The 24,118-nt window shown below is 42.6% G+C and carries 11 protein-coding genes; all 11 read left to right on the top strand.

From position 1 onward, the window contains the following. Positions 1-45 precede the first annotated feature (45 nt). Positions 46-2,937: an S-layer homology domain-containing protein gene (locus INF28_RS10175; RefSeq protein WP_226393364.1), complete on the top strand. Its 2,892-nt coding sequence runs from the start codon at positions 46-48 to the stop codon at positions 2,935-2,937. Positions 2,938-3,724: 787 nt separating this feature from the next. After that, positions 3,725-4,939 (top strand): trehalase family glycosidase, encoded by a 1,215-nt coding sequence (locus tag INF28_RS10170; RefSeq protein ID WP_226393363.1) that lies wholly within the window; start codon positions 3,725-3,727, stop codon positions 4,937-4,939. 64 nt (positions 4,940-5,003) lie between these two features. After that, positions 5,004-6,572 (top strand): extracellular solute-binding protein, encoded by a 1,569-nt coding sequence (locus tag INF28_RS10165; protein ID WP_226393362.1) that lies wholly within the window; start codon positions 5,004-5,006, stop codon positions 6,570-6,572. 114 nt (positions 6,573-6,686) lie between these two features. After that, positions 6,687-7,610, top strand: coding sequence for an ABC transporter permease (locus tag INF28_RS10160; protein WP_226393361.1), 924 nt, complete (start codon positions 6,687-6,689; stop codon positions 7,608-7,610). A gap of 11 nt (positions 7,611-7,621) precedes the next feature. Further along, entirely contained in the window at positions 7,622-8,509 is an 888-nt protein-coding gene (locus INF28_RS10155) for a carbohydrate ABC transporter permease (protein ID WP_264175748.1), read from the top strand. 37 nt (positions 8,510-8,546) lie between these two features. Then, a complete protein-coding gene (locus INF28_RS10150; RefSeq protein WP_226393359.1) occupies positions 8,547-10,190 on the top strand; it encodes an S-layer homology domain-containing protein in 1,644 nt (547 codons plus the stop codon). A gap of 15 nt (positions 10,191-10,205) precedes the next feature. Continuing rightward, complete coding sequence (locus tag INF28_RS10145; RefSeq protein ID WP_226393358.1) at positions 10,206-12,836, top strand: hypothetical protein; 2,631 nt, start codon at positions 10,206-10,208, stop codon at positions 12,834-12,836. Next, positions 12,833-17,185, top strand: coding sequence for a heparinase II/III domain-containing protein (locus tag INF28_RS10140; protein ID WP_226393357.1), 4,353 nt, complete (start codon positions 12,833-12,835; stop codon positions 17,183-17,185). Before INF28_RS10145 ends, INF28_RS10140 begins: the two co-directional genes overlap by 4 nt. 11 nt (positions 17,186-17,196) lie before the next feature. Then, positions 17,197-19,908 (top strand): Ig-like domain-containing protein, encoded by a 2,712-nt coding sequence (locus tag INF28_RS10135; protein WP_226393356.1) that lies wholly within the window; start codon positions 17,197-17,199, stop codon positions 19,906-19,908. A gap of 52 nt (positions 19,909-19,960) precedes the next feature. Then, a complete protein-coding gene (locus INF28_RS10130; RefSeq protein ID WP_226393355.1) occupies positions 19,961-22,951 on the top strand; it encodes a LamG-like jellyroll fold domain-containing protein in 2,991 nt (996 codons plus the stop codon). Between the two features lie 89 nt (positions 22,952-23,040). Further along, positions 23,041-23,982: a glycoside hydrolase family 88/105 protein gene (locus tag INF28_RS10125; protein ID WP_226393354.1), complete on the top strand. Its 942-nt coding sequence runs from the start codon at positions 23,041-23,043 to the stop codon at positions 23,980-23,982. Positions 23,983-24,118: the final 136 nt, after the last annotated feature.

Below are 24,118 nucleotides of genomic sequence, written 5' to 3'. Positions count from 1 at the left end.
TAACAGGAATAATAAAAAATAAAATACCAAAAAATGGAGGAAGCTATGAAAAAAACAAAGAAAATAATCATTAGTTCTGCAGTCAGCTTTTCTATAGCGGCAACGGGACTATCCTATTCCGGCTTTGCGGCTCCGTTTTCGGATACAACTGGACACTGGGCGCAAGAGGCCATAGAAAAATGGTCTGAATATGGAATCATAGAAGGATTTGAAGGCAATTTTAAACCCGATGATGCAATTACGCGGGCTGAAATGGCTGTCATTATCGATCGGTTAATGATCTATCCGGCGGCTACGGAAAATCCCTTTTCTGATTTGACAGAGGATTGGTACAAGGAAGCGGTTTTAAAGGCGGCGGAAAATGAGGTACTGTTTGGTTATGATGGTATGGCAAGGCCTAATGATACCATCACTCGGGAAGAGGCGGCAGTTATGCTGGCGAGAGCGCTTCATATTGAACCCAAAACAGGGGAATTGCCTTTTTCAGACCGGGATGAGGTATCAGACTGGGCGACTGGTTATCTTACGGCGATGGCCGAGAAAAAATATATACGCGGATTTGCAGACGGAACTTTTGCTCCGCAGGAAACAATGACTCGGTCTTATACGATTGCACTTTTAAATAACACGATCGGCGGACTGTATCAAAAACCCGGAACTTATACAGATCAGGTGGAAGGAATTGTGTTAGTTAACTCACCGGGTGTCATCTTTAAAAATATGCAGATATCTGATATTGTATTGGCGCCGGGTGTAGGAGATAATAAAATCCTTCTGCAAGGAAACAGTAAAATTTCAGGAACCAAGGTGATTTTAGCCGGTTCCATAGTAACGGCCGGTTCCAGTAATGTCGGCGGTTCTGGCGGATCAACCGGCGGCTCTGGCGGGTCTTCGGGTGGTTCTGGAGGTGGAACGGTTACTGTGCCAGAGGCATCGGATACTGCTATCATTGTAAACAGTGATTATGCCGGCAAAGAAGGAACCATTCAGTATAATAATAAAAAATACACGTATGGGAAAAATGCATTTGGCAATCTGAGGGAAGCATTGATTCAGGTCAATACTTTAGGTAAGCCTGCTGTCATTACCTTAACAGGTGATTTAACAGAAGATAACACACTTGAAATCATTGTTTCTGACATTACTATAGATGGAGCGGGACATACCCTGCGGCTGACCAAGTCAGCAGATACTAAAAAAGATGGTATTCAGGCGGTGGATGTCAGCGGAATTTTGATTAAAGATATGTCTGTAATTATGGAAGAAGCGGAAAATGGCTGGCATGACTCCTATGGTATTCAGGCTTATCGGTCACAAATTACTCTGGATACAGTAACAGTTTCAGGTGCGGATGCAGGAGTTTTGCTTAACGGTGCTTCTGCACAAGTGAAAGGTAAGTTAAACGTCAGCGGCAATGAATTTGGAGGAATCGAGCTGGCAAGAGGCAGTGAAGCGGAAAAGGATCCGACGCTCAGCGCGGAGGAAGGTGCCATTGAAAATACAACAGAAGCAGAAGGGTTACCGACGATTTGGGTTGATGCGTCAGATAAACTCAATGCGCAAGTTAATATTTCCGGTATGTTTGCCAAGGAAATTGTGAAAAACGATAAGGTACAGAAGCATTTTTACCTTTTGGAAGAAAATCTGCCACAGGATGAAACTGTGCAGGAGGTTGCAGATAGCGGCGAACTTCAGGAAGCTGTAGAAAATGGTGAAGTGGAATTTATCCGATTAACCGAAGATATTTCGACAACAACTCCTGTAATGATCACACGAGACATCGCGATTCATGGCCAGGGGCATACCATTACGGCTCCGGCTTCTGCTAAAAAGGTTGTGACCGTAATGAATACGGGGCAGCGTGCAGAAGGAAAAATTGAGATCAGCGACTTGAATATTGCATTTGAAGGTGAAGCCCCGGCGGATTGGCAGAGTATGTATGGAATTCAGGTGTACAATGTATCAAATGTGGTTCTTCGCAATATCAAAGCGTCAAATGGAAATGCTGGCTTGCTCATTAACGGCGCAGAGGTTGCTGTGGAAGGAACGCTTGATGTATCGGATAATAGCTTTGGCGGTATTGAGCTTGGAAAGGGTGTAGGTGTAGAAAGCGTTCCCAAACTGACCGGTGCGGTTTCTTCTATTATCAATACAAGCGAAGCAGAGCGTAAGCCAACTATTTGGACCGATGGCGCCGATGTTCCAGCGGAAAGTGTAGAAATTACAGGAATGACAGCAGTGGAAAATGCTAAGAAAAACCAAAATCATTTTTATCTCAATCCGGATTTTGCCTCTGCTGAAGCGGGTACAGAAGGAGAATTACGGGCGGCGTTGCAGAATGAAAGTGCGAAAAACGTGTTTATGACTGCTGATATAGAGGTGCAAAGTCCAGTGATTATCAGCAGAAATGTAACCCTGGATGGCTTGACGCATACCCTGAAAGGACCGTTGACATCAAAAAATCTTTTGCTTGTGCAGTCTTCTGTCGGAACACCCGTCAGCCGGTGCAGAATAAGAAACTTAAAAACCGTGTTTACAGAAAGCGCACCTTCTGATTGGAGAAGCGCTTATGCAATTCAGGTGTATACGGCGCAAAATACAGTGCTTGAGAATGTCAGTGCAAACAATGGAAACGCTGGAATCTTGATCAATGGCGCCGATGTCACTTTCGAGGGAACGATAGATGTTTCTGATAACTCATTTGGCGGTATCGAGGTATCGAAAGGACGAGATGTGACAACAGAGCCGCGGCTGCGGTCGAATGAAGCAATTTTGACCAATACTACGGAAGAAAATAAAAAGCCCACTATCTGGACAGATCAGATAGATGCATCTGCAGTAGAAATACAAGACCTCACTGCTGTTCCATTTACGGAAGATGGGAAAAATCAGACGCATTTTTATCTGAATCCTATCAACAGCGCTCCTGCAAAATAAAAGATAATTTGTAAAAAAATGGTTCCAGCAGAGAAAATCTGCTTTGGAACCGTTTTTTTATAGCAATCCTGTATGATATATTATCGTTGTAACACCACTACCTAAAAAGATATCATCTTAGAAGGAAAAGAGGATGTTACCAATGAAACACTATGAAACTGAATTTAAGAAGAAAATGGTTTGCCTTCATCTTGAAGAGTGACGATCTCTCAAAAGTCTTGCAGTTAAATATGGAGTATCACATGCAAGCATATCTAACTGGACAAACCAAATTCTTATAATAATTGCAAAACACATTTTGAGGTACGCTATGAAGCTATATAAGTTCTATGGAGTGAGAAGATTAATTTTTTAAAATCTTTGTCATATTTTGTATCTTTGTTTGTACCCATGATTTCTCTCTTTTTTGTGTCTACTTTTTTAGCGTTGATCCAAAATAGCACCCTATACGATATATGTTGCGGTCTGATGGAAAATGTTCAGGCAGATAGTGTCATTGAGATAATGTGGGATGTGAAACCTGATAGCCTTACGGTTTTATAAAGTAACTTGGCTGGTCCAGGGATCCTATTCTTCACGGATGGGGAGGAAATGCGCTTAAGGGTAAACTGATATCGGCATTGGTGCGGCGTGCCCCAAGGTATATTGGCAAAAAAGTTAATTTTTTTGAAAAATAAGCTATTCATTGAAAAAATAACCTATTTCTTGAAAAAATGTCTGTTTACACACGCATAGATAGGGTGTTAAAATTTAGTTATTACTTTACAAGAACGGGGGGAGTCACAGATTGCAAAGTTCGGTTGATGCTTATATTGACAGTCACTGGAATGAATGTATAAAGGAAAATATGAATGATGTGGATAAGCTGATCGGCCTGCCGTATCCATATACAGTTCCGGCTGTAGGACATTTTGATTGTATGTATTATTGGGATACCTATTTTACGAATAAAGGTCTGGAATGTTCCGAAAGATATGACCAAAGTAAAAATAATACAGACGATATGCTGTATTTGGTTGATAAATTTGGTTTTATGCCGAACGGTAATCAGACCAATCTTATCAAGCAATCGCAGCCGCCGTTTCTCAGTATTATGGTGAGAGACGTTTACGAACACTATAAGGATAGACCCTGGCTCATAGGCGCATATGAAATGTTGCGGAAAGAGTACGATTTCTGGATGAAAAATAGGATGTTACCCATAGGATTGAACCAATATAATGGCAATGAACCAAACAAAGATTGGACTGGCTGGGCTATGGGATATAAAAAACGTATGGGAGGCGTTATGCCTGTCGGTGATTTAAACGATATCGGCCATCATTTTCATGTGACCTGTGAAAGCGGATGGGATACAAACCCCAGATGGGGATTAGAGGGATTTAACTATGTACAGGTTGATCTAAATTCTTTGCTGTATATGTTTGAAAAAAATATGCAGTTTTTCTCAAAGGTATTAGAAAATGGGCAATGCGAGTATTGGAGAAAGCTTGCAGACCAGAGAGCAAAACTTATGTATAAATATTTAGATGATGGCAACGGAATATTGCTTGATTATAATTTTGCTAAAAATAAACACAGTGAGATTTTTTCCGCGGCGTCATTTTATCCTATGTTTGCGGCATTGATTAGTGAACAAAGAGCAGAAAAGTTGATGGAAAATCTTTTCCGGCTTGAGACAGAATACGGCATTGTGGCTTGTGAAAAGAATGAAGCAATAAGAGAAAAATATCAATGGGGATATCCAAATGGATGGGCTTGTTTGCATTATATAGTGGTTATCGGCTTGTTGAATTACGGATACACAGCCGAGGCAAAAAGAATTGCAAAAAAGTTTATCATGCTTGTTGATAAAGTGTTTGAGGAAACAGGAAACTTGTGGGAAAAGTATAATGTTGTTGAAGGTAACATCAATGTCAATAACGAATATAAAATGCCACAAATGATGGGCTGGAGCGCAGGTGTCTATAAGGCACTACAAGAGCTGTTGGAGAGAAAATAAATGCTTTGTAAAAAAATTTTATTTAATATTTTATTATAAAAATATGATTATGGGAGGAATAAAAGTGAAACTAAAAAACAAGAAAATCATGACGTTATTTGCTTTGACCGTTTTGATTGCCGCATTCGGTCTTACCGGTTGCGATACTGCAGATGAAGCGGCAAATACGGATGGAGAAAGAAAACTGACCTATTGGACGAGTCTTACATCGACAGCATCCAGTCTTGTGACGAATCTTGGAGATACTCCAATGATGCAGAAAGCGCAGGAAATGACGGGAATTGATGTTGAATTTATACATCCGCCGCAGGGACAGGTAAATGAAAAGTTTAATATTCTTATCGCTTCGGGCGAATATCCTGACATCATTCAATATCGATGGACTTCTTATCCCGGCGGTCCCCAAAAAGCCATCAATGAAAAAATTATTGTTGATCTGAACACCTTAAAAGAGGATGCACCCAATTTCTTTAGCTATCTGGAAAAACATGACGAGGTGCGAAAGCTTTCGCTCACCGACTCCGGTGCCTTATTTTCCTTTCCATTTATTAGGGGGGATGAATCGCTACTGTATTCGTCCGGCTTAATTATCAGGCAGGATTGGCTTGATGAACTGGGTCTGGCAATGCCAGAGACGATTGAAGAGTGGGAAACGGTTCTTACGGCTTTTCGTGACAAGAAAAATTGTAAAGCCCCTCTCAGCATGAATATAGGACATTTTGGACAGGTGCACGCCTTTGCCGGTGCTTACGGTGTTGGAATAGGGTATTATCTGGATAACGGTCAAGTTAAGTATGGAATGGCAGAGGATGGATATAAGGATTTCTTGACACTTCTCAACAAATGGTACGATGAAGGTTTGTTAGATCAGGACTTTTCAACTCTTGACTCGACGACTATGGATGCAAATATACTAAATGGCAATGCCGGTGTTGTGCAGGGAAGTATCGGTAACGGAATCGGAAGATATATGAATGCCGCACCGGACGATACATATCAGCTGGCTGGAGCCCCTTATCCAGTGCGCAACAAAGGCGAGGTGTGTGAGTTTGGAGCTATGAACACCATTATTCCGCTGATGAATAATGCGTTTGCCGCTATTAGTGCGGATTCCAAAAACCAGCAGCTTGCGGCACAATTTCTGGATTTCGGATACAGTCAAGAAGGACAGATGCTCTATAACTTTGGGATTGAGGGTGAAAGCTACGAAATGATAGATGGCTATCCCACCTACACGGATTTAATCACGAACAATCCGGAAGGCCTTTCGATGTCTTCTGCACTTTCAATGTATACATATGCATATGATGCCGGTCCTACGATCCAGGATAAGCGCTATATGGAGCAATATGCCTCCCTTCCGGAGCAGAAAGAAGCTTGGGCAACATGGTCTACTTCCAATATGGCCAATCACTTGCTGCCGTATTTGTATGTTAAGGATGACGAAGTAAACGAGCTGGCGAATTTATCTAATTCGGTCGAAACCTATGCCAACGAGATGACGACAAAGCTGATTATGGGCATTGAACCGTTAGAAAATTATGACAGTATTGTTGAAGAGTTAAATAATCGAGGGTTGGGTAGGATTCTTGAGATGAAACAGGCTGCGTATGAAAGATATTTAAATAAGTAGGATATTGTATCAGATGTAATCCAGCCTGCGTTTTTCGGGTTGGATTACATGCTGATATCGGGGATACGGATATCTTTTTATGAAAGGAAAGACAACATGTTAGTAAAGACTAAAATGACGAAAGAAAGCAAAGGCTTATTGGAGTGGCGCAAAGATTTTAAGCGTAACTGGAGCCTTTATTTAATGTTTTTGCCTGTACTTTTATTTTACATATTATTTTGTTATAAGCCGATGTATGGGGCACTTATTGCATTTAAAAATTATACGCCGAAACTGGGTTTTATGGGCAGTCCATGGGCGGGATTTGAAAATTTTAGAATGTTTTTTGATTCTCCGGATTTTATCAGGGTTTTTTTCAATACCATAAAAATTAGCTGTGCTTCTCTTCTGTTTTCATTTCCGCTGCCAATAATACTGGCGTTACTGATCAATGAAATTCGTAATAAGCGATTTAAAAAATTTGTGCAGACAGCATCGTATTTGCCTCACTTTATATCGCTGGTTGTTATTTGTGGCATGATCAAGACGTTTGTTGCAAGCGACGGATTTGTCGGATACTTTGTCAATCAGTTGGGAGGGACAAGCGGAAGCCTTTTGCAGCAGGAGGATAAATTTCTTCCCATATACATTATATCCGGTATCTGGCAGACGATAGGCTGGGATTCGATCATATATCTGGCAGCTCTGAGCGGTGTTGATGTTGAACAATATGAGGCTGCCGAGATAGACGGTGCAGGAAGATTCCGAAAAATGTTTTCCATAACACTGCCGTCCATTAGCAACACTATCATCATCCTTTTTATATTGGCTGTCGGGAAAATCATGAATGTAGGCTATGAAAAAATTATATTGCTGTACAATCCGACGATCTATAACGTGAGCGATGTGATTTCATCGTATACTTATCGCATGGGATTTGAGACGCAAAACTGGGGATACAGTTCAGCAGTTGGATTGTTTAATTCGGTTATCAATCTTGTGTTGCTGCTTATGACTAACAGAATAAGCAATAAATATGCCGGAATGGGTTTGTGGTAGGAGGCATCATTATGAACAATAAAATTAAAAAAACTTTTTCAGACCGGTGTTTTAATTTGATTAATACATTGATCATGCTTGCAATTGCTTTTATTATGATTTACCCGGTATATTATGTGATTATTGCATCCATATCAAATGCCGAAAAACTGGTGTCGTTCAAGGGTATTTTGTTTCGACCGCTTGCGCCAACACTTCTCGCATATGAGCAGGCATTTAAAAATCCTATGCTTTTGAGAAGCTATGCGAATACGATTTTTGTAGTGGTAGTAGGAACGATGGTAAGTATGATCTTTACCATTCTGGGGGCGTACGTGCTTTCAAGAAACAATGCACGTCTCGTAAAGCCCGCAATGATTATGGTGACGATCACCATGTTCTTCAGTGGCGGAATGATCCCATTTTATTTTGCGGTCAGAGATTTGGGATTGGACGGTTCTTTATGGGCGCTGATATTTCCAAGTGCGATTAACACGTTTAATTTAATTATTATGAAAACTGCATTTATGGCGGTACCTTCCAGCCTTGAAGAATCAGCCAACATCGATGGAGCCGGCCATTTCACAATTTTACTTCGGATCATCCTGCCGGTCTCCAAAAGCGTTTTGGCAGTTATTGCGCTTTATTATGCTGTTGCACGCTGGAATGCGTGGTTCGGAGCCATGCTGTTTTTGGAGGAGAGGGAATCCTATCCCCTGCAGTTAATTTTAAGAGAAATTTTAATACAGAATGATATGAGCAATGTGTCAGAGGGTGTGGCTTCGGCCGAACTTGGCTTTATAAGTGTGACCATCAAATATGCGATCATTGTAATAGCGACCGTTCCCATACTGTGTGTGTATCCCTTTGTACAAAAATATTTTACCAAAGGGGTTTTGATTGGTTCAGTAAAGGGATGAGATATGCGACAATCGTGAGAGTGAAGGAGATTTGATTATGAAAAAAGTATTGCTTTTTCTTCTGTTTACGGGGATATTATTTTGTAGTCATGCTGTTTGTGCGGCTGATTTTTCGGCAAGGTATGATATAGAAACAGAAGGGATAACGTATGAGGGTAAGTTTGATGTCGGCGAAAGAATCAAAATGTTTATCCTTCCAGACGGAATGAACCCGTCTCAGCTCACAGAAGCTGAGGAAAATATCTATATTTTTTCACAGGAAGCAGGAAGCGACGGCACATTTGAACACAGTATACAATTTTCAGATAGGCTGCCCATGGCAAGATATTATATATTTGCCGTAAGCGGTGAGACGGAGAAAAAATGTATTGTGTTTCCTGCTGAAAAAGCTAAGATGGATGTGTTTATATCGGCTTTGAATATTCAGCCGCAAGATGAATGGGCGGACTATATGAAAGCAAATATGCCAATGGATAATACAGCGATATCCACTTACGGTGATGCGTTTGCAGAGGTGTTATATTCTCGCATGCCAGCGGGCGGATATACGGCAGAGAAATTTATGACCAATTATATTTTGTATGAAGGGATTTTTAAGTGGCGCAGCAGCGATATTTCGTTTGCTGATTTTCTTTCCGAATACAGCGGATATACAGATATCCCTTTCGAAACAGCATATAATATGCAAAGCACTGCGGTTAAAAAGTCGGTGGAAAGCGTGCTTTCAACATATGATCTGAAAGCGGAGGCTTTTGATAAATTATATGAAGAGGCACTTTATGTGGCGCAGTGTATCCATGCTACAAACAGTACACAACTGATGGAACTGACCTTAGATTATTTTACTAAAAACGACATAGTGATACCGCAGTATAATGCCTTAGAAAGCGACTATCAAAAGGCACAAGCCTTTTATAATATTTTTAGTTTAAAGGGCAACTTTTTGACGGCAGAAAACATACAGCAGGCATTGAAGACAGCGGCAGAAAATTTGAGCAGTCGGTTGCCCAGTGGAACCCCCTCGGTTTCAGACGGTGGTTCAGGCGGCAGTTTTGGCGGCGGTTTTAGCGGCAGCGTGGGCGGTGGAAATGTGGCAGTAATCGGCCAGACGCCTAGTACATCCATGCAAGAGACAGCAGAAAGTATTTTTAGCGATATTGGCGGACACTGGGCCGAAGAGGAAATTGAAGAAATGACTGCTGCAGGATATTTAAACGGATACAGTGATGGAAGTTTTCAACCAGATAATAGTGTAAGCAGAGCTGAATTTGTAAAAATCATCGTAGAAATGTTCGGGGAGAAAGCAACATATACAGGCTATTTTACTGATGTTGCCTCCTCTGCCTGGTACGCGGATTATATCGGCGGCGCACTGGAAAAGAAGTGGATAACCGGGGTTTCAGATAGCCTGTTCATGCCGGAAAATCAGATTAGCCGTGAGGATGCGGTTACCGTTATCTATCGCATGATGTGCGCAGAGTATGCGTTTGTCGGAGAGAGCGGTAGTGAAAGTGATTTTGCAGATTTTGATGAGGTGAGTGCATATGCGCAGGATGCGGTATTGGTTCTCTCTAAAGCCGGCATTCTACTGGGCAGCGACGGAAGGTTCTTTCCCAAAAATTCGATCACAAGGGCTGAAGCGGCAGTTATTTGCCTCAGAGTTTTGGAACAGGTTAAGTAGAAAGGTGGAATTTGCTTGAAGACGCTTACAAGATATTTTATTTTTTTGACTTTGACACTACTTGTTATTCTAGCATCTATGACAGTATATACGACAGAATCAGAGACAGTAAGTTATAATTTCGAAGCAGAAAAAGCCATAGCACTTATGCAGCATCTTGTGCCAGGGTTTCCAACGGCAGAGGATGGCTATGATACCGTTGTTACCCGGGAAGACTTTGTAAAATATGTAGCCGATTTGTATAAGCTGGATTTTGATACGCAGGAAACAGGTGTATATACCGATGTCAGTGAAGATGATGCGGCATTTAATGAGATATATCACGCACTGCAACAGGGATGGATTACGGCAAACGAAAAATTTTATCCAGACAATCCCATACGATTTGATGAAGCAATAAAAATTTTAGTTTGTGCGGCAAATTACGAATTTGAAGCAGCCGACCGGGGCGGGTTTCCGTATGGATATATAGAAACGGCGCAGAGATTGGGAATTACTCAGTTTATGCAAAAAGATACTGGAAATACGCTTACTGAGGCAGAAACGGCTTTGATGCTATACCGGCTGATGTGTCTTGATGAAGTTGTCAGTTATGTGTCGAATGATGAAGTGACCTATATGTTGACTTCTCAGACCAATTTATATACTCTACACAACTTGCGGGAAACAGAGGGAATGATTACGGCCACAGAATTTACCTCTATTTATCCCAATGTGGAGAGTGTGGACGAAAATCATATAGAGGTTGATGGCATCACGTATTTATATGAAGGCGACAGTGAGAACTTGATAGGCCAAAAGGCAGCAATATTTTACACCGAGACTTCAGGAGTTACAGAGGCTGTTCTGGTTGTGCCTGAACGTCCGGTAGAACGGATGATTGAGCTTGACGACATTATTGAAGTTGATGGGAATACCATTACGTATTATGTGGATACGCAAAAAAGAAGCGCTTCGTTCAAGAATGTAATTTTTAATGGAAAGAGTGTGGCAAATATAGAAGCCGTTGCACACCTTTTTGACTGCGGAAGACTTCTGGCAGTCTCTTATGACAGCACAAGCGTGTATGATCTTGCGATCATTGAGAGCTTTCGCTATATGATTGCAGATAACGTTAATCCCGTCGACAAGAGTATTGGCGACAGCAACCAAATGGAGGACAGCCTGATCTTGACAGAAGGCGATGATGACTGTACGGTGATACTGCAAGATGCCGATGGAACGGAGCTTGATTTTTACGATCTATCCGCCGGTGATTTGCTGGCGGTATATGAATCCCTGGATAAAACGTTGATTAAACTGATCGTATGTGAGGAAAATGGCGTTTCGGGAACGCTTGAGGTGGTAAACGCTCAGGATAAAACTGTAAGGATAAACGGAATGGAATATGAATTGTCGGACTATTGTGTAGAGCATGATATGACCAAACTGGTTCCCGGTACAAGCGGCTATTTTACAATTGGCCCGGATGGAAAAATTGTAACACTGATGGGCTCCGCAGATCGTTATGTATATGCCTATGCCATAGATGCTGCCAAAAGTGGCGGCTTCGATGATATGGTACAGCTGAAGCTGTATACGCTCTCTGGTAACATAGAGGTTATGTCGCTCAGTGACAAGGTTAATATTGATGGGGAGGCGGGAGGAGATCCACTTTCTGTTTATGATATACTCAAGGACAATCCTCAGCTTATAAAATATAGGGTTACGAGCGAAAACCTCATCAGCGGGATTGATTTTGCAGATAGGAATACAGAAAATGTTTTTGAGGAAGAAAAGGATCCGGATAATAGCCTGACCCAATATGAATTTGCTGCTGAAACACTGCTTTACCGGTCAGAGGCAAAATCTTTTGTGCCGTATTTCCATATTTCGGACGCTATTGTGATGAAGATACCAAACGATATAACATCTGAAGAAGACTATATTGTGGGAAACTATTCCTTATGTGTCAATGACAAGCGATATTCTGCCGCGGATTTACAGATCTATGATCTGGATCAGACGGGTGGAGCGGGTATTATGATTGTTCGGTACGATCCGGTGGTGCAGGAATACGGCTCCGCAGACAAAAGCTATATTGTGGAAGAAATCGTGCAAACCATCAACCAGGACGGTGTGCAGATGGCAAGTGTAGAGTGCTGGGCTGATGGATTGTATTATAGTTTTTATCTGCCGGAGACGATTGCTATCGCCAAGGAGTCCGGAAGCGGGCTCGTTCCCGGAGATATTTTCCGAGCGGTTATCAATAATAGAAATGAGATTATTGCAATATCTGTAGATGTGGATGCTTCCCTCGGTACGCCAATAGCCAATGGGCTGTCACAGGGGAACTTTTACGGTCAAAACGTTGCGGCAACTTATTATCTTGGAAAAGTATATTTCTGGGGTGACAGCTACGCCTATATTTCTGCTACCCAGGATATATTCGGCGAATATGATTACAGCTTTAGTCATTTGTATAACTGCAACACGGGAACAAACCTTATTAAGTTTGATCTGGTTACTAAGACACTGCATCCAATTGCAGCAGAGGAAATACGAAGTTACGTCAATTATGGAGAAGATAATCATTTTGTTGTGCTGAGACAAAATCGGTTTAAAGGAAATTCCGTTTTTGTATATGAGCAAGGAGGGGAATTATGAAAATAAAGTATCAAATTATAGCGTTTCTTCTCATATTGTTGATATCCTCTCAGGGAATGTATAGTTTTGCGGCAGAGAATGCCTTGATATTTGGCGAAGGCTTTGGCGAATATATTACAAACAGCCATGAAGTAAGTAGTCTGGATATCAGCGGAAATGAAGTAAAAGTGACGCAGCGTTTGGCTCAGGACAAAGCACTGCTTTTGCCTGAGGGTACAGCGGTCAGTCTTGACAAAACCGTTTCTGAGAAGCCGGAAAATAACTTTATGCTGGCGTTTGAACTGGACTTAGTTAATAATCAGGGCTTTAACATGGAGGCCGGTATCAAATCCGGATCTACCGCATATCGGTTGATTACAATACAAAATAGCGGGATCACGCTGCCTGATAACAAAAAAATTAGTGGGCTTATGCCTGGCCGTTATAATGAGATTGTTTTGAAATTCAGAGCAAAAGCGAAGAGAGTGGATGTGGTGATAAACGGTAAGGCTTATGTCTGCGATTGGAAGCTGACCACATGGCCGTCAAGTCCCGATGGTTTCTTTATAAAAAAAGCTACTGCCGGAGAGTGCCATATTGACAATATTGTTCTGCAAAACGGACTGGGAGAGCTCTGTAAACCGGAAGAAAATTACAATAGTGAAATAGAGGAAGATCTCTATTTAAATGAAAACTTGGGAGATTATACATATTTCCGTTCTGATTCGATCACGACGGGAGGGGCTGGCACGCAGGGATACTTTAATTATAATGAAAATGCCAAAACCGGCACTATCGTAAGAGAAATGGCAGATTATAAAAACCCGGATAAAGGCGATTGCATTATTATTACAAAGCAATCGGGTGATGATTCTTATTTTGAGACCTATATAAATAAAATTAAAATTTATAATGATGGAATTACTTATCCGTATTTCTATCTTGAAACAGATCTATGGTGTGAGAACAGTAATATGATAGGACAGATGTTCCTTCTGCGCGACAACAAAAGCGGCACATCAAATGCTGATTCGGTTTTGGGAACATACAACGGCTCGGATATTGTACTGTGTGATGGACAGATAATCAAAAATGTAGTGATGCCCAAAACCTGGGTAAATTACAAGGCGCTGGTCAACCTTAACACACATACTGCCAAAATATATATTAATGATGAGTTGAAGGCAGAAAATGTCAAGCTAAATGAAAATCTGAAGCAGCTTAATGCGGTGCGTTTTACCATTGAGAGAAATTCTGCTTATGGAACGGTAAAGGTCAGAAATGTAGAAGTCACCGGTTTGATGAAAGAACCTGAGAACCTTGATATCGAGCATACCTATGTGTTTTCCGATGATAGAGAGATCGAGCGGTATTTAAGCGGAAAAGTCGCTTTTCATCATTATGGGGGCATCTATTACAAGGAGGGGCAGCGCACAGCGCTTGCAGATGGGTCCATTTACGAAGATGGAGAATTTTATATATCTTTGGAGGAGTTTAATCATATTTTCGGTACAGCGTATTCGGCTGACGGCAATACAATTCGTAGCGGTGACGAGGATGTCGCATTAACGTCCTCGGTGCGGCAAAGAAACAATATCACATATGTGCCGATGAAAGAATTGGTTGAAAAGCTGGGCAGGTTTGTTACCGATGACAATTACGGTATGGTGATTGTTTCCAATGAAAAAATGTACTGGAAGCCGGAGGATGAAGTGCCAATCTATCAACAACCGTGGAATGACGGTGATATAACAACACTGACACCACTGCAGGAGATCAATGCCTTTCTGATATTTGAAAGGCCGGAGCCGGAAGAACTGAAGCAGGAATTCGAAGCGGTGATGGCAGAAAGAGAACAGGCGCATCCCAGACTGTTTGGCACAAGAGCAGATTTTGATAATATTATTGAAATCGCGAAAAATGATACTTATATGCAGCAGATGGTTGATATGATCATTTCGTCTGCCGACAATCACCTCACACGGGATTTATATACGTACAAATTTGATGATAATTATAGGACATATAATACGGCAAACGGGTTCAACGGCCGTATGCAGATATTGGGACTTGCGTATTTGCTGACAGGAAATAAAAAATATTCTGACAGAGCATGGGAGGAAATGCAGTCCATATGCAGTTTTCCGGATTTTAACGAATGCCATGTAATAGATGCAGCACTTTATGTCGGAGGTCTTGCCTTTGGATATGATTGGTGCTATGATGCGTTATCTGAAGAACAGCGAAGCTGTATTGAAGATGCTGTCATGGAAAAAGGACTGAAGGTTTTGGACAGAGCGTTTTACAGGGGACTTCCGTCCTCGGCCTCGGCATCTACTGCGCAGACCTCCACGCAGGTCACCAATTATTTTACGGAGTGGACGAGTAATTATAATACGCATGTTAATGTCGGGATCATAAATGCTGCTCTGGCCTTTGCCGAAGTGGATCCTACACTCTGCTTTGGTACATTAAACAGGGCGATGAGAAGTGTTGAATATACCATGTACGGCTTTCTCCCGTCAGGCACATGGGCGGAAAGTAATTCATACTGGACCGTGACGGTTACCGCAATGACAAAAATTATTGCTTCACTGGAAAGTATTTATGGCAGAGATTTTGGGTTTGGCGAATATCAGGGCTTTGAAGATACCTGCTATTTTTATGCAAGTATGGCGTCACCAAACGGACTGATAGCATATAATGATGAAACTGGAGATTCCAGCAATATCACGAATACTGTATATGCGTATTTTGCAAAAAGATACGGTCAAAAGGATATCGGCGCACTGCGGAAGTTGCACATACTCGGTGCATTTAAAAAGATATCAGGTGCAGCCATTGGTTTGTTTGACCTGCTATATTATGATCCGGATATTCAGACCTCTGATACAGAGCTTTTCCCGATAATGTCCTATTTCAACGGATTGGAATCTGTTTCTTTTCATGAGGATTACAGCGATCCAGATGCGCTGTTCTTTACCGCATATGCAGGACTGTCGTATTATTACCACTCACACAACGATGGCGGTGCTTTTGGATTTGATATGCTCGGCGAACGCTGGGCAACCGATCTCGGTAAAGAGAATTATAATGTGGGACTTACCAACAGTGCGATTTATCGTAAGCGTACCGAAGGGCATAATACTCTTACGATTAACAACGGTGAAGCATACGGACAGGATGTAAATGCGTTTGCGCCGCTTATTAAAGCAGAATCATCCGAGGTTGGCGGATATGCAGTTATGGATATGACGAGCTATTATGCATCGCAGGCCAATAGTGTAATCCGCGGATTTTATATTGATGATAGCTTTACTGCTGTGACCGTACAAGATGAAATAGATCTTAAAGCAGACAGTGAAGTATACTGGTTCATGCATACCAAAGCAGATATAGATATCATTGATGAGACCACAGCATTGTTGTCACAAAACGGCAAGAGCATTATGCTGCAGATGGAGACTGATGCGGCGGAGTTTGAACTCAGTCAGATGGCGGCAGAGCCGCTGCCTTCGTCGCCGCAGGGCGGAAACCAAAACCCCAACGTCGGTTACAGCAAGGTTGCGATCAGACTGAACGGTAACGGAAAAATCAACCTGACCGTACGGATGTCTCCGTATATGGTAGAGTCGCTGCATGTGACGCCGATTGCTGAATGGACGGTGCCGCAAGGCGCTTTGCAGGATAAAGAGGATTTCAGCTATAAGCTGATGGTAGACGGCAGAGAGATGAGTAATGCCTCTGTCATAGCCGTTCTGGACGAAAATGCAATTCCCTCATGGGAGATTATACCCAATGATCCGACCAAGATCGTTGAGGTCATACATGACCCCAAGACGGTCGGGGAAAAAGTAGAAGTTGTTGTTTATAATGCTGACAGAAGTAAAATAATGCCCAGTAGGATTTTGTACAGTGCGACGTCCGATGCTTTGCTTGATTATTATGAACAGTTTGCGGCCAAGTCCATAACGGTGACGGATGAACCGGAGGCGGAAAACCCTGGCGTAAATGCGATAGACGGAGATATTATTTCGCGTTGGTGTGCAAAAGAGCCGAATGCAGAAGGCATCCTGGACTTTGGGAATGTGGTAACCTTTGACGCATTTGCGGCAGGCTTTTGGAAGGGAAATGAAAGAGAGTATACTTTTGAACTCTATACCTCTGAAGATGGTGTTTCCTATACCCCGATTGATACGGGTACATTTGTCAGCAGCGGCACATCAGATAACTATGAAATTTATCGATTGGACAAAGCTTACAATGCGCGCTATATCAAATTTGTCAACAAGGGCAATACAGCAGAAATTTCGCCAAATAATGAGTTCAGCAATCTTACCGAATTGTTGCTGCTGAAATTCAAAGATTAGGAGGGGAAGAAGTGAGGAAAATAATAAGAGCTCTTGCGATCGTGTTACTTTTTGCCATGGGTGCGGGGATTCCATCTATCCCCGCACTGGCAAAAAATTCTTTTGGCTTTGAAGAAACATTTGACATTCTGCCCGTTGATTGGTCACAAAGCGTTGCTAAAGGGGAAGTGTTGGTAGAGGACGGAAATCTGATACTTTCCTATGACACAGAAAATACGCAGAGAGTGGGACGGGCGGAAATCGCCTCGCCGTATATGAGTTTTGAGGACGAAATGATAAAAATTTCGATGCAGGAAAGTTTTGAAAGTCCTTTGAATAACGCCAAAAGAACGCTTGCGCTTTCTGATTCTGAACTGGGCAATTTGGATATCCTGTCGATGGAAAATGATACCGTATATATTTTCGGCACGGCTGTGAACGCAGAACTTACGATACAAGAAAATGTTATAAGGGACTGGACATTTTATATTGATCTTCACGGCGATACCGTAAAGGCGGCGGCCTATCTTGACAACAGTAACATTTATTCAGCAGATCTTGGCGCATGGGGACTTAACAATTCGGCACTCTCCCTGAAAATCAGAAATTCCATGATCAGCGCAGCACAAAATACAACAGGCGAGTGGCGGATTGACCGTGTTTCGATGACAACGGGTATTCCGCTTCAATGTGAAAGCAATTTTGAGGATAATGCTCAGCTTCCTGTCGGAGGTATCGAGACAATTGAACTCTCGTACACTGGCGAACTGGACGGGGCACTGCAAGAAGACAGCTTTGTACTATATCGTGATAATGCGGAGATCGAATGTTTGATTTACATAGATGGCGGAAATGTCACAATCGAACCGGTAGATGGCTTGACGATCGGTACCTATACCTTAATGGTCAGCAATGTGCGGGATGTTTTGGGAAATACCGCCAAAAGTGAGTATCGATTCAGTGTATATCCTGAAAATTATACAGAACCTCAAATTGTGCTCTCTCCCAATGGAACGGCAGTGATCAAAGAGGGACAGAAGCTTATTCTCACTGCATCCGCCACAACTGATCTCTTTAAAAAGACAGTGTTTTATGTAAATAACATCGAAGCTTATACTGCATACGGACCGCAGGCTCTGTTTGAATTTGAAAAGGAGCAGGGAATATATGAAATTTATGCGGTTGTCTATGATACCCTTATGGCTTCGGCAAAATCTGATATGTTGCGTGTTGAGGCCGCTGCCAACGACGCACCGGTGATAGAAGTTGCCGACAGTCTGAAAATAACAACCGAAGAGGCAAAAAGTGTACTGGTTTCAGCTGTGGACAGTGACGGTATAGACAGGATAGAACTGCTCAGCGGCGGCGAAATCTTTGACGTAATACCCTCGGCGGCTGGAACCGCAGACTTAAGCAATCTGGGCCTTGGGACGATAGAGGTTACGGTAAGGGCATATGACATCTATGGAAAACAAAGCGAAAAAACGTTTACGGTAAATATATATGTGCAGGCATATAACACCGTTTTGACAGATTCGGAGTTTACCTATTCGATTTCAGGCACCAATTTGCAGTTTAGTTCCGGCATCACTGCCTATCCTAGAAGGGGATATATTGACAGTTATACATGGGACGAAGTGCACGGTTCCTCAATGCGGATTGGGATAGATACGCCGAATGAGGCTTACGGTATCAGTGAATATCCATATTTTACTGCTCCGTCCTCCTGTGATGCAATGTTTAATGTAAACTTCGATTTTTATTTCAGTGAAAAGCCGTCTGATACCACGCAATCAAAAACAAAACTGGAAATATTCCAAAATGCCTCCGGCGGCGCCTCCTCTCTTGGTACATATCTGGCGCAGTGGGGCAGTGAAATTACGGTTGGCGGACAGGCAATAGAGTATGAGGCAGGTCAGTGGTATAACCTGAATGCGGATATTGATATCCAAGGCAAAACTTATACAATTACAATTACGGATGCCAGCGGCGCCGCATCCTCTGCAAGTGGAACGTTGAACGATAGATTTAATCTTGCTAATACGGTAAGGATATATGGTCCGGGTATTGACGAAGTAAAGTATTATATGCTGCTTGATAATCTTATTATTCGAAAAGTTGCAGAATCGCCTAGTGTGCTTGGTTTCAGTGCAGAGGACAGCGGTGTACTCTCTGAATCAATTCCTGCAGATGCAACGTTTGTAAAATTGCATTTAAGTAGTACGCTTTATGATTTTTCTGCGGATAAGGTTCAACTTTATATGTCCGGCAATGAGGTCGCATTGGAAAAAGCAGGATTTGATAGTTCGGATAATACGGTGTGGATCTATCCCGCCACGCCATTTGCCAGCGGCGCAGCATATACCGTCCGACTGGATGAAAGCCTGCAAATGCTAGTCGGGCAGCCGCTTGGCAGTCCAATATACGGAAGCTTTACGACAAGCGGCGTCGGGGATATCCGGGTCGTGGCAATGGATTTTGTCAATGCGGGGCAGGGGGTACAGATCCACACCTCTATTGAAAATGGAACGGATTTGCCCGATTCGGTTATGCTGGTCGCAACAATATGGGAAGATAATCGGCTGATAAAGACGGTTTTTAAAAAGTTGAGCATTGAAGAAAATGCGCAGACGGACGATATCTTTGAGGTGGAGCAGCTGTTGTCCTCACAAAGTCTGGAAGTTAATATCTGGAAGGACTTTGCGGATGGAGCAATCTTAGAAACGCGGCAGTATGTCAAGTAATGCAAAAGTATGTAATAAAAATATGCCAAAATGTAATAAAGGAGAGTCTGCAATGAAAAAGAAAACATTAAAAAGACTGATTTCAATGATGCTTGCATTATTTCTGATGTCATTTACCTGTCTATGTGTTTTTGCAGATGGGACGGACGGTAATACGCCCCCGGCTGCAGAAGTACAGCTGAAAAGCATCATAGACTTTGAGTCGGTGGAAACAATTGAAAATCTACTGAAGGATACAAACTGGGAGACTTCCGGAGGCACCGCTTCTATTGAAACAGAAGATGAGAATCACTATATCAAAATCGCCTCTCTGCCTGATGCGGGCAATGCTTTATTAAAATACAAATTTGTTGGCGATGGTCGGCCGATTGCTTCGGGGCAGAGTTTTACCCTCATGTATCGTATAAGCTTTGACCACGACAATTCCATAGGGACGGGAAGCTCGTTTCGAGTTGCCTTGGGTGATGATGCGGCTCGAGGCTATTTCACCAGTTTTTATAATTCGAAAACCAGCACAGGTGATGGAGCGTGGAGTCTGCAAAGCGAAGCCAGCACCTCCAATAAGGCAGTAAAAGTTGGAGACTTTGCGCACAGTGTCTGGCATGACGTTGTCTGGGTATATGATGCATCTGCTCCTAATTCAAGTACAATATACATTGACGGCATGAATGCGGCGGAAAAGCCTGTGTTTCCGAGAAACGGTGACACAACACCCATCGGATTATGTACATCGGTAGATACACAGGGTGGGTTCTCCATCCGATTGGATGATATCAGGGTATATTCCGGCGTTGTGGACGTCTGGAGTATGGCCGAGACGACGGCGATCGACTATGAATTCAACAATTTGCTCTCGGACCCGACAAAGACGAAGGTTTCTCCTGCAAATATGAATTCAGATGCTTCTCGGTTGACAGAAGTGGCCGGCAAATTCGGTAAGGACCAGGATAACAAGGCGGTCTATATCAATAATACCGTGGCTGAGGCCGGAGAGGATTCCTATATCAATTTTGAGACAAACACCAATGCACGTTTCCATGATGCCGGTGACAGCCAGTCCCTGAGTGTGAATTTTGCATTTGATTCCACCATGCGTACAGTAAAGCTAAACGGATACGCGCATTATCTGGCGGATGATGGCACAATCAAAAAGGCTAAGTTGACCTTTAATGGACTTAATGTTGTTGAAATCACACCCACAAATGTGCGTCTGTTCGGGGAGAACTATCCTATGGATACTGCTTTGATGCCGGAGTTATGGCACAACATTACGCTGGTGATAAATACAAACGCAGAAAGTGGTGCGGCCGCCACCTACAGTGCATATCTCAATGGTAAGGAAATCTGTTCGGAAAAGATATTCGCCAATGATACATTTATAAGACTTTCTAACAATCCGGCTACCTATACAAGCATGAGTAGATTCAGAGGATTTTCATCATTTTGGCTGAACTATTCCTGGAACAGTTCAGCGCAGACGGACGTCAATGGCCAGATATATCGTGATGCACCCGGTGGGATATACTTTGACGATGTAAAACTGACGACATATTTTGGACATAAGCCGGTCATGGATTCGGCTATATATACATTAGAGAGCGGTGACTGGATGATGGATAAGTGGATTGCGGGCAATACGTATTATGTAAAGCACGGCAGCACGCTGGAAACCGTCAAGCCGATACTGCTTGAGAATGTCACAGCGACCTATCGTAATGCGAACGGCGATCTTTTGGACGAAAGCGCTATAGTTGACGGAAAGGCATATGGCGAACTGAGGAGAGAAGGTGCGGTTATAGGATACATTTGCCTTGACGCACAGAATAACGTGGAACTCAGTGACATTTGCAACGATGCCGGCAACTGGACGAGTTGGAACAGGTTGGATGCTGAAAACAAAACAGCAAGCCAAAAGGGAGGCAAGCCCCAGGATGACATTTCGCTTTCTCTGTTGAATGTAGAAGCGGAAGGAAACACCGGTGAGGGGTATATTGATTATCCACTGCAAAACAGATCCGCCGGCAGCCTGAAAAATATTCATTCCTACAAGCCTGTCACGGTTTCTGCCAATGTTTATATGCCAGAGATAGAAGAAAATAAATATTTTCGTATATCAGCATGGCAGGGCTCAGCTGAAGAGTCCGCAGAGTCGTTGCAGAGTAAGTTCGGATTTGCAAACGGAAAGGTCTATAAAGATGTAAAAAGCAGTGGCGGGATTGGAGAGGAATACTGTGACTACATTCCAGGTGAATGGAACAGAGTTTCCTATACCTTCTATCCGGGAGAGAACAAGATGGATATTCGTATCAATGGTACACAGATTGCAGCAGAAGAGGGGATAGATGTCAATGTTGCCCAGAGGTTGGCAGTGCTTCGCTTTGAAACGACGTATCAGAAAAATCCAGTATATATTGACGATATTTTCGTTTATACGGGGTATAGCATAGAAGAGGCATATCCGCAGAGTGTTTCGGCTGCTTCCGGTGCGGAATTGGAGGTCGTCAGCAATACAATTAAGGTTCCATACTGGTTTGTCACAGATCCATACAAAATCAGTGATTTGCTGACACAGCTTAACTACGGTGGAAATTTTGGTGTGTATTCTGACCATACCTTTACCTTGGCCAAGACAAATGACAGCGCTGTGGAATACGGAGATGTCCTTATGTTTACAGCAGAGAATACGTTGGATGGAAAGAAATATCAAACATATAAGTACTACACGGTTGTGCCGTCTGAGGCGTTTATCCTGACACAAGATGGCAGTATCATTGAAAACGGCGGCACGTATACCTCGGGAGAGATCACGGTGACACCCTATACAAGCGAGGGCGTTATGATTATTGCTGTGTATGATACTTCGATGTCGGGCAGTCGGAGCCTTGAGAGTATTGAAACAATTGAACTTGGCAGCTTGGATGCCGATTCTTATTCGGTAACTGTCAATGATTCAGAAAATACCAGTGTTCAGGTAATGGTTTGGGATTCAATTCCCGGCATGAAACCACTTAGCGCAGTATATGAGGCGAACGGAAGCGTATAGTCATAATAATTTCAGGATGATACAGATGTATACATGGCGGTCTGCCATGTATACATCTGCAAATATTATAAAAAGGAGATTAACTGTCAATGAATGCAATTGACTATGGAAAACTGGCATGTGACACCATAATGGCCGATTTTAAACCGGCCAATTTGCGTCCTTTACGCAGATTTCACTATCATCAGGGTGTATTTTTGTCGGGAATGGAGAAAATTTATCTTGCAACAGGTGAAGAAAAGTATTATAACTATATTAAAGAGTGGGCGGATTTTTGTATTTTGCCAGATGGTGAGGTAAAATTTCAGAACCGTACCGAATTGGACGACTGGCAAGCCTCAAGATTGCTGTTCAATCTGTATAAAACAACAGGAAAAAAACAGTATAAGATGGTTTTGGACAGGGCGGTTCAATACATAACAAACTGGCCGGTTACAGAGCAGGGCGGTTTCTGGCATATGTATGACAAGCCACATCAGATGTGGCTGGATGGTTTATACATGGCGGGCAGCGTTCTGGTCCCGTATGCCGCAGCCTTTGGCCGGGAGGATTTGTTTGATCTGATGCACAGGCAAATGACAATTATGTTTCAATACCTCAGAGATGAAAAGACCGGGCTGTTATATCATGCCTGTGATTTTTCAAAGAATATGGACTGGTCAGATCCTACAACTGGACGATCTTCTATATTTTGGGGCAGAGCAATGGGATGGGTGGCTTTGGAAATTGTCGATATGCTTGACGATATCCCGGCACAATATCCGAAACGGCAGGATTTTGTCGATAACCTTGCGTCTTTGCTGAAAGCAATCTGCAATTATCAGGATAAGAACAGCGGTCTTTGGTATCAGGTCGTTGACCGCCCGGGGACGTTGGGCAATTGGACAGAGGCTTCGTGCAGTGCCTTGTTTACATATGCGATACATAAGGCGGTAAGACTTGGCTATCTTGAGGCCGAATATGCAGAGGTGGCGAAGCGGGGATATCAAGGGCTGATAGTGATATGCACCCCAAAAGTTGGACATACATAGTTGAGATTTTGGAGGTGTATATTATGGGCAAAGAATTATATTGTAAAGAAATAAAACTAGAAGCAGTACAATATGTTTTATCCGGACATTCCTATCGACAAGCTTCCGAGAAGTTTAAAATTTCAACTACTCCAAT

It is taken from the genome of Ructibacterium gallinarum (genome assembly GCF_014982785.1).
GTDB classification, from domain to species: domain Bacteria; phylum Bacillota; class Clostridia; order Monoglobales; family Monoglobaceae; genus Ructibacterium; species Ructibacterium gallinarum.
This window is presented reverse-complemented; position numbering and strand designations above follow the sequence as displayed.

Bases quoted from the DNA above. Each gene is read 5' to 3' on its own strand.
- INF28_RS10175 (WP_226393364.1), top strand. From the start codon at position 46: ATGAAAAAAACAAAGAAAATAATCATTAGTTCTGCAGTCAGCTTTTCT.
- INF28_RS10160 (WP_226393361.1), top strand. From the start codon at position 6,687: ATGACGAAAGAAAGCAAAGGCTTATTGGAGTGGCGCAAAGATTTTAAG.
- INF28_RS10155 (WP_264175748.1), top strand. From the start codon at position 7,622: ATGAACAATAAAATTAAAAAAACTTTTTCAGACCGGTGTTTTAATTTG.
- INF28_RS10150 (WP_226393359.1), top strand. From the start codon at position 8,547: ATGAAAAAAGTATTGCTTTTTCTTCTGTTTACGGGGATATTATTTTGT.
- INF28_RS10140 (WP_226393357.1), top strand. From the start codon at position 12,833: ATGAAAATAAAGTATCAAATTATAGCGTTTCTTCTCATATTGTTGATA.
- INF28_RS10130 (WP_226393355.1), top strand. From the start codon at position 19,961: ATGAAAAAGAAAACATTAAAAAGACTGATTTCAATGATGCTTGCATTA.
- INF28_RS10125 (WP_226393354.1), top strand. From the start codon at position 23,041: ATGAATGCAATTGACTATGGAAAACTGGCATGTGACACCATAATGGCC.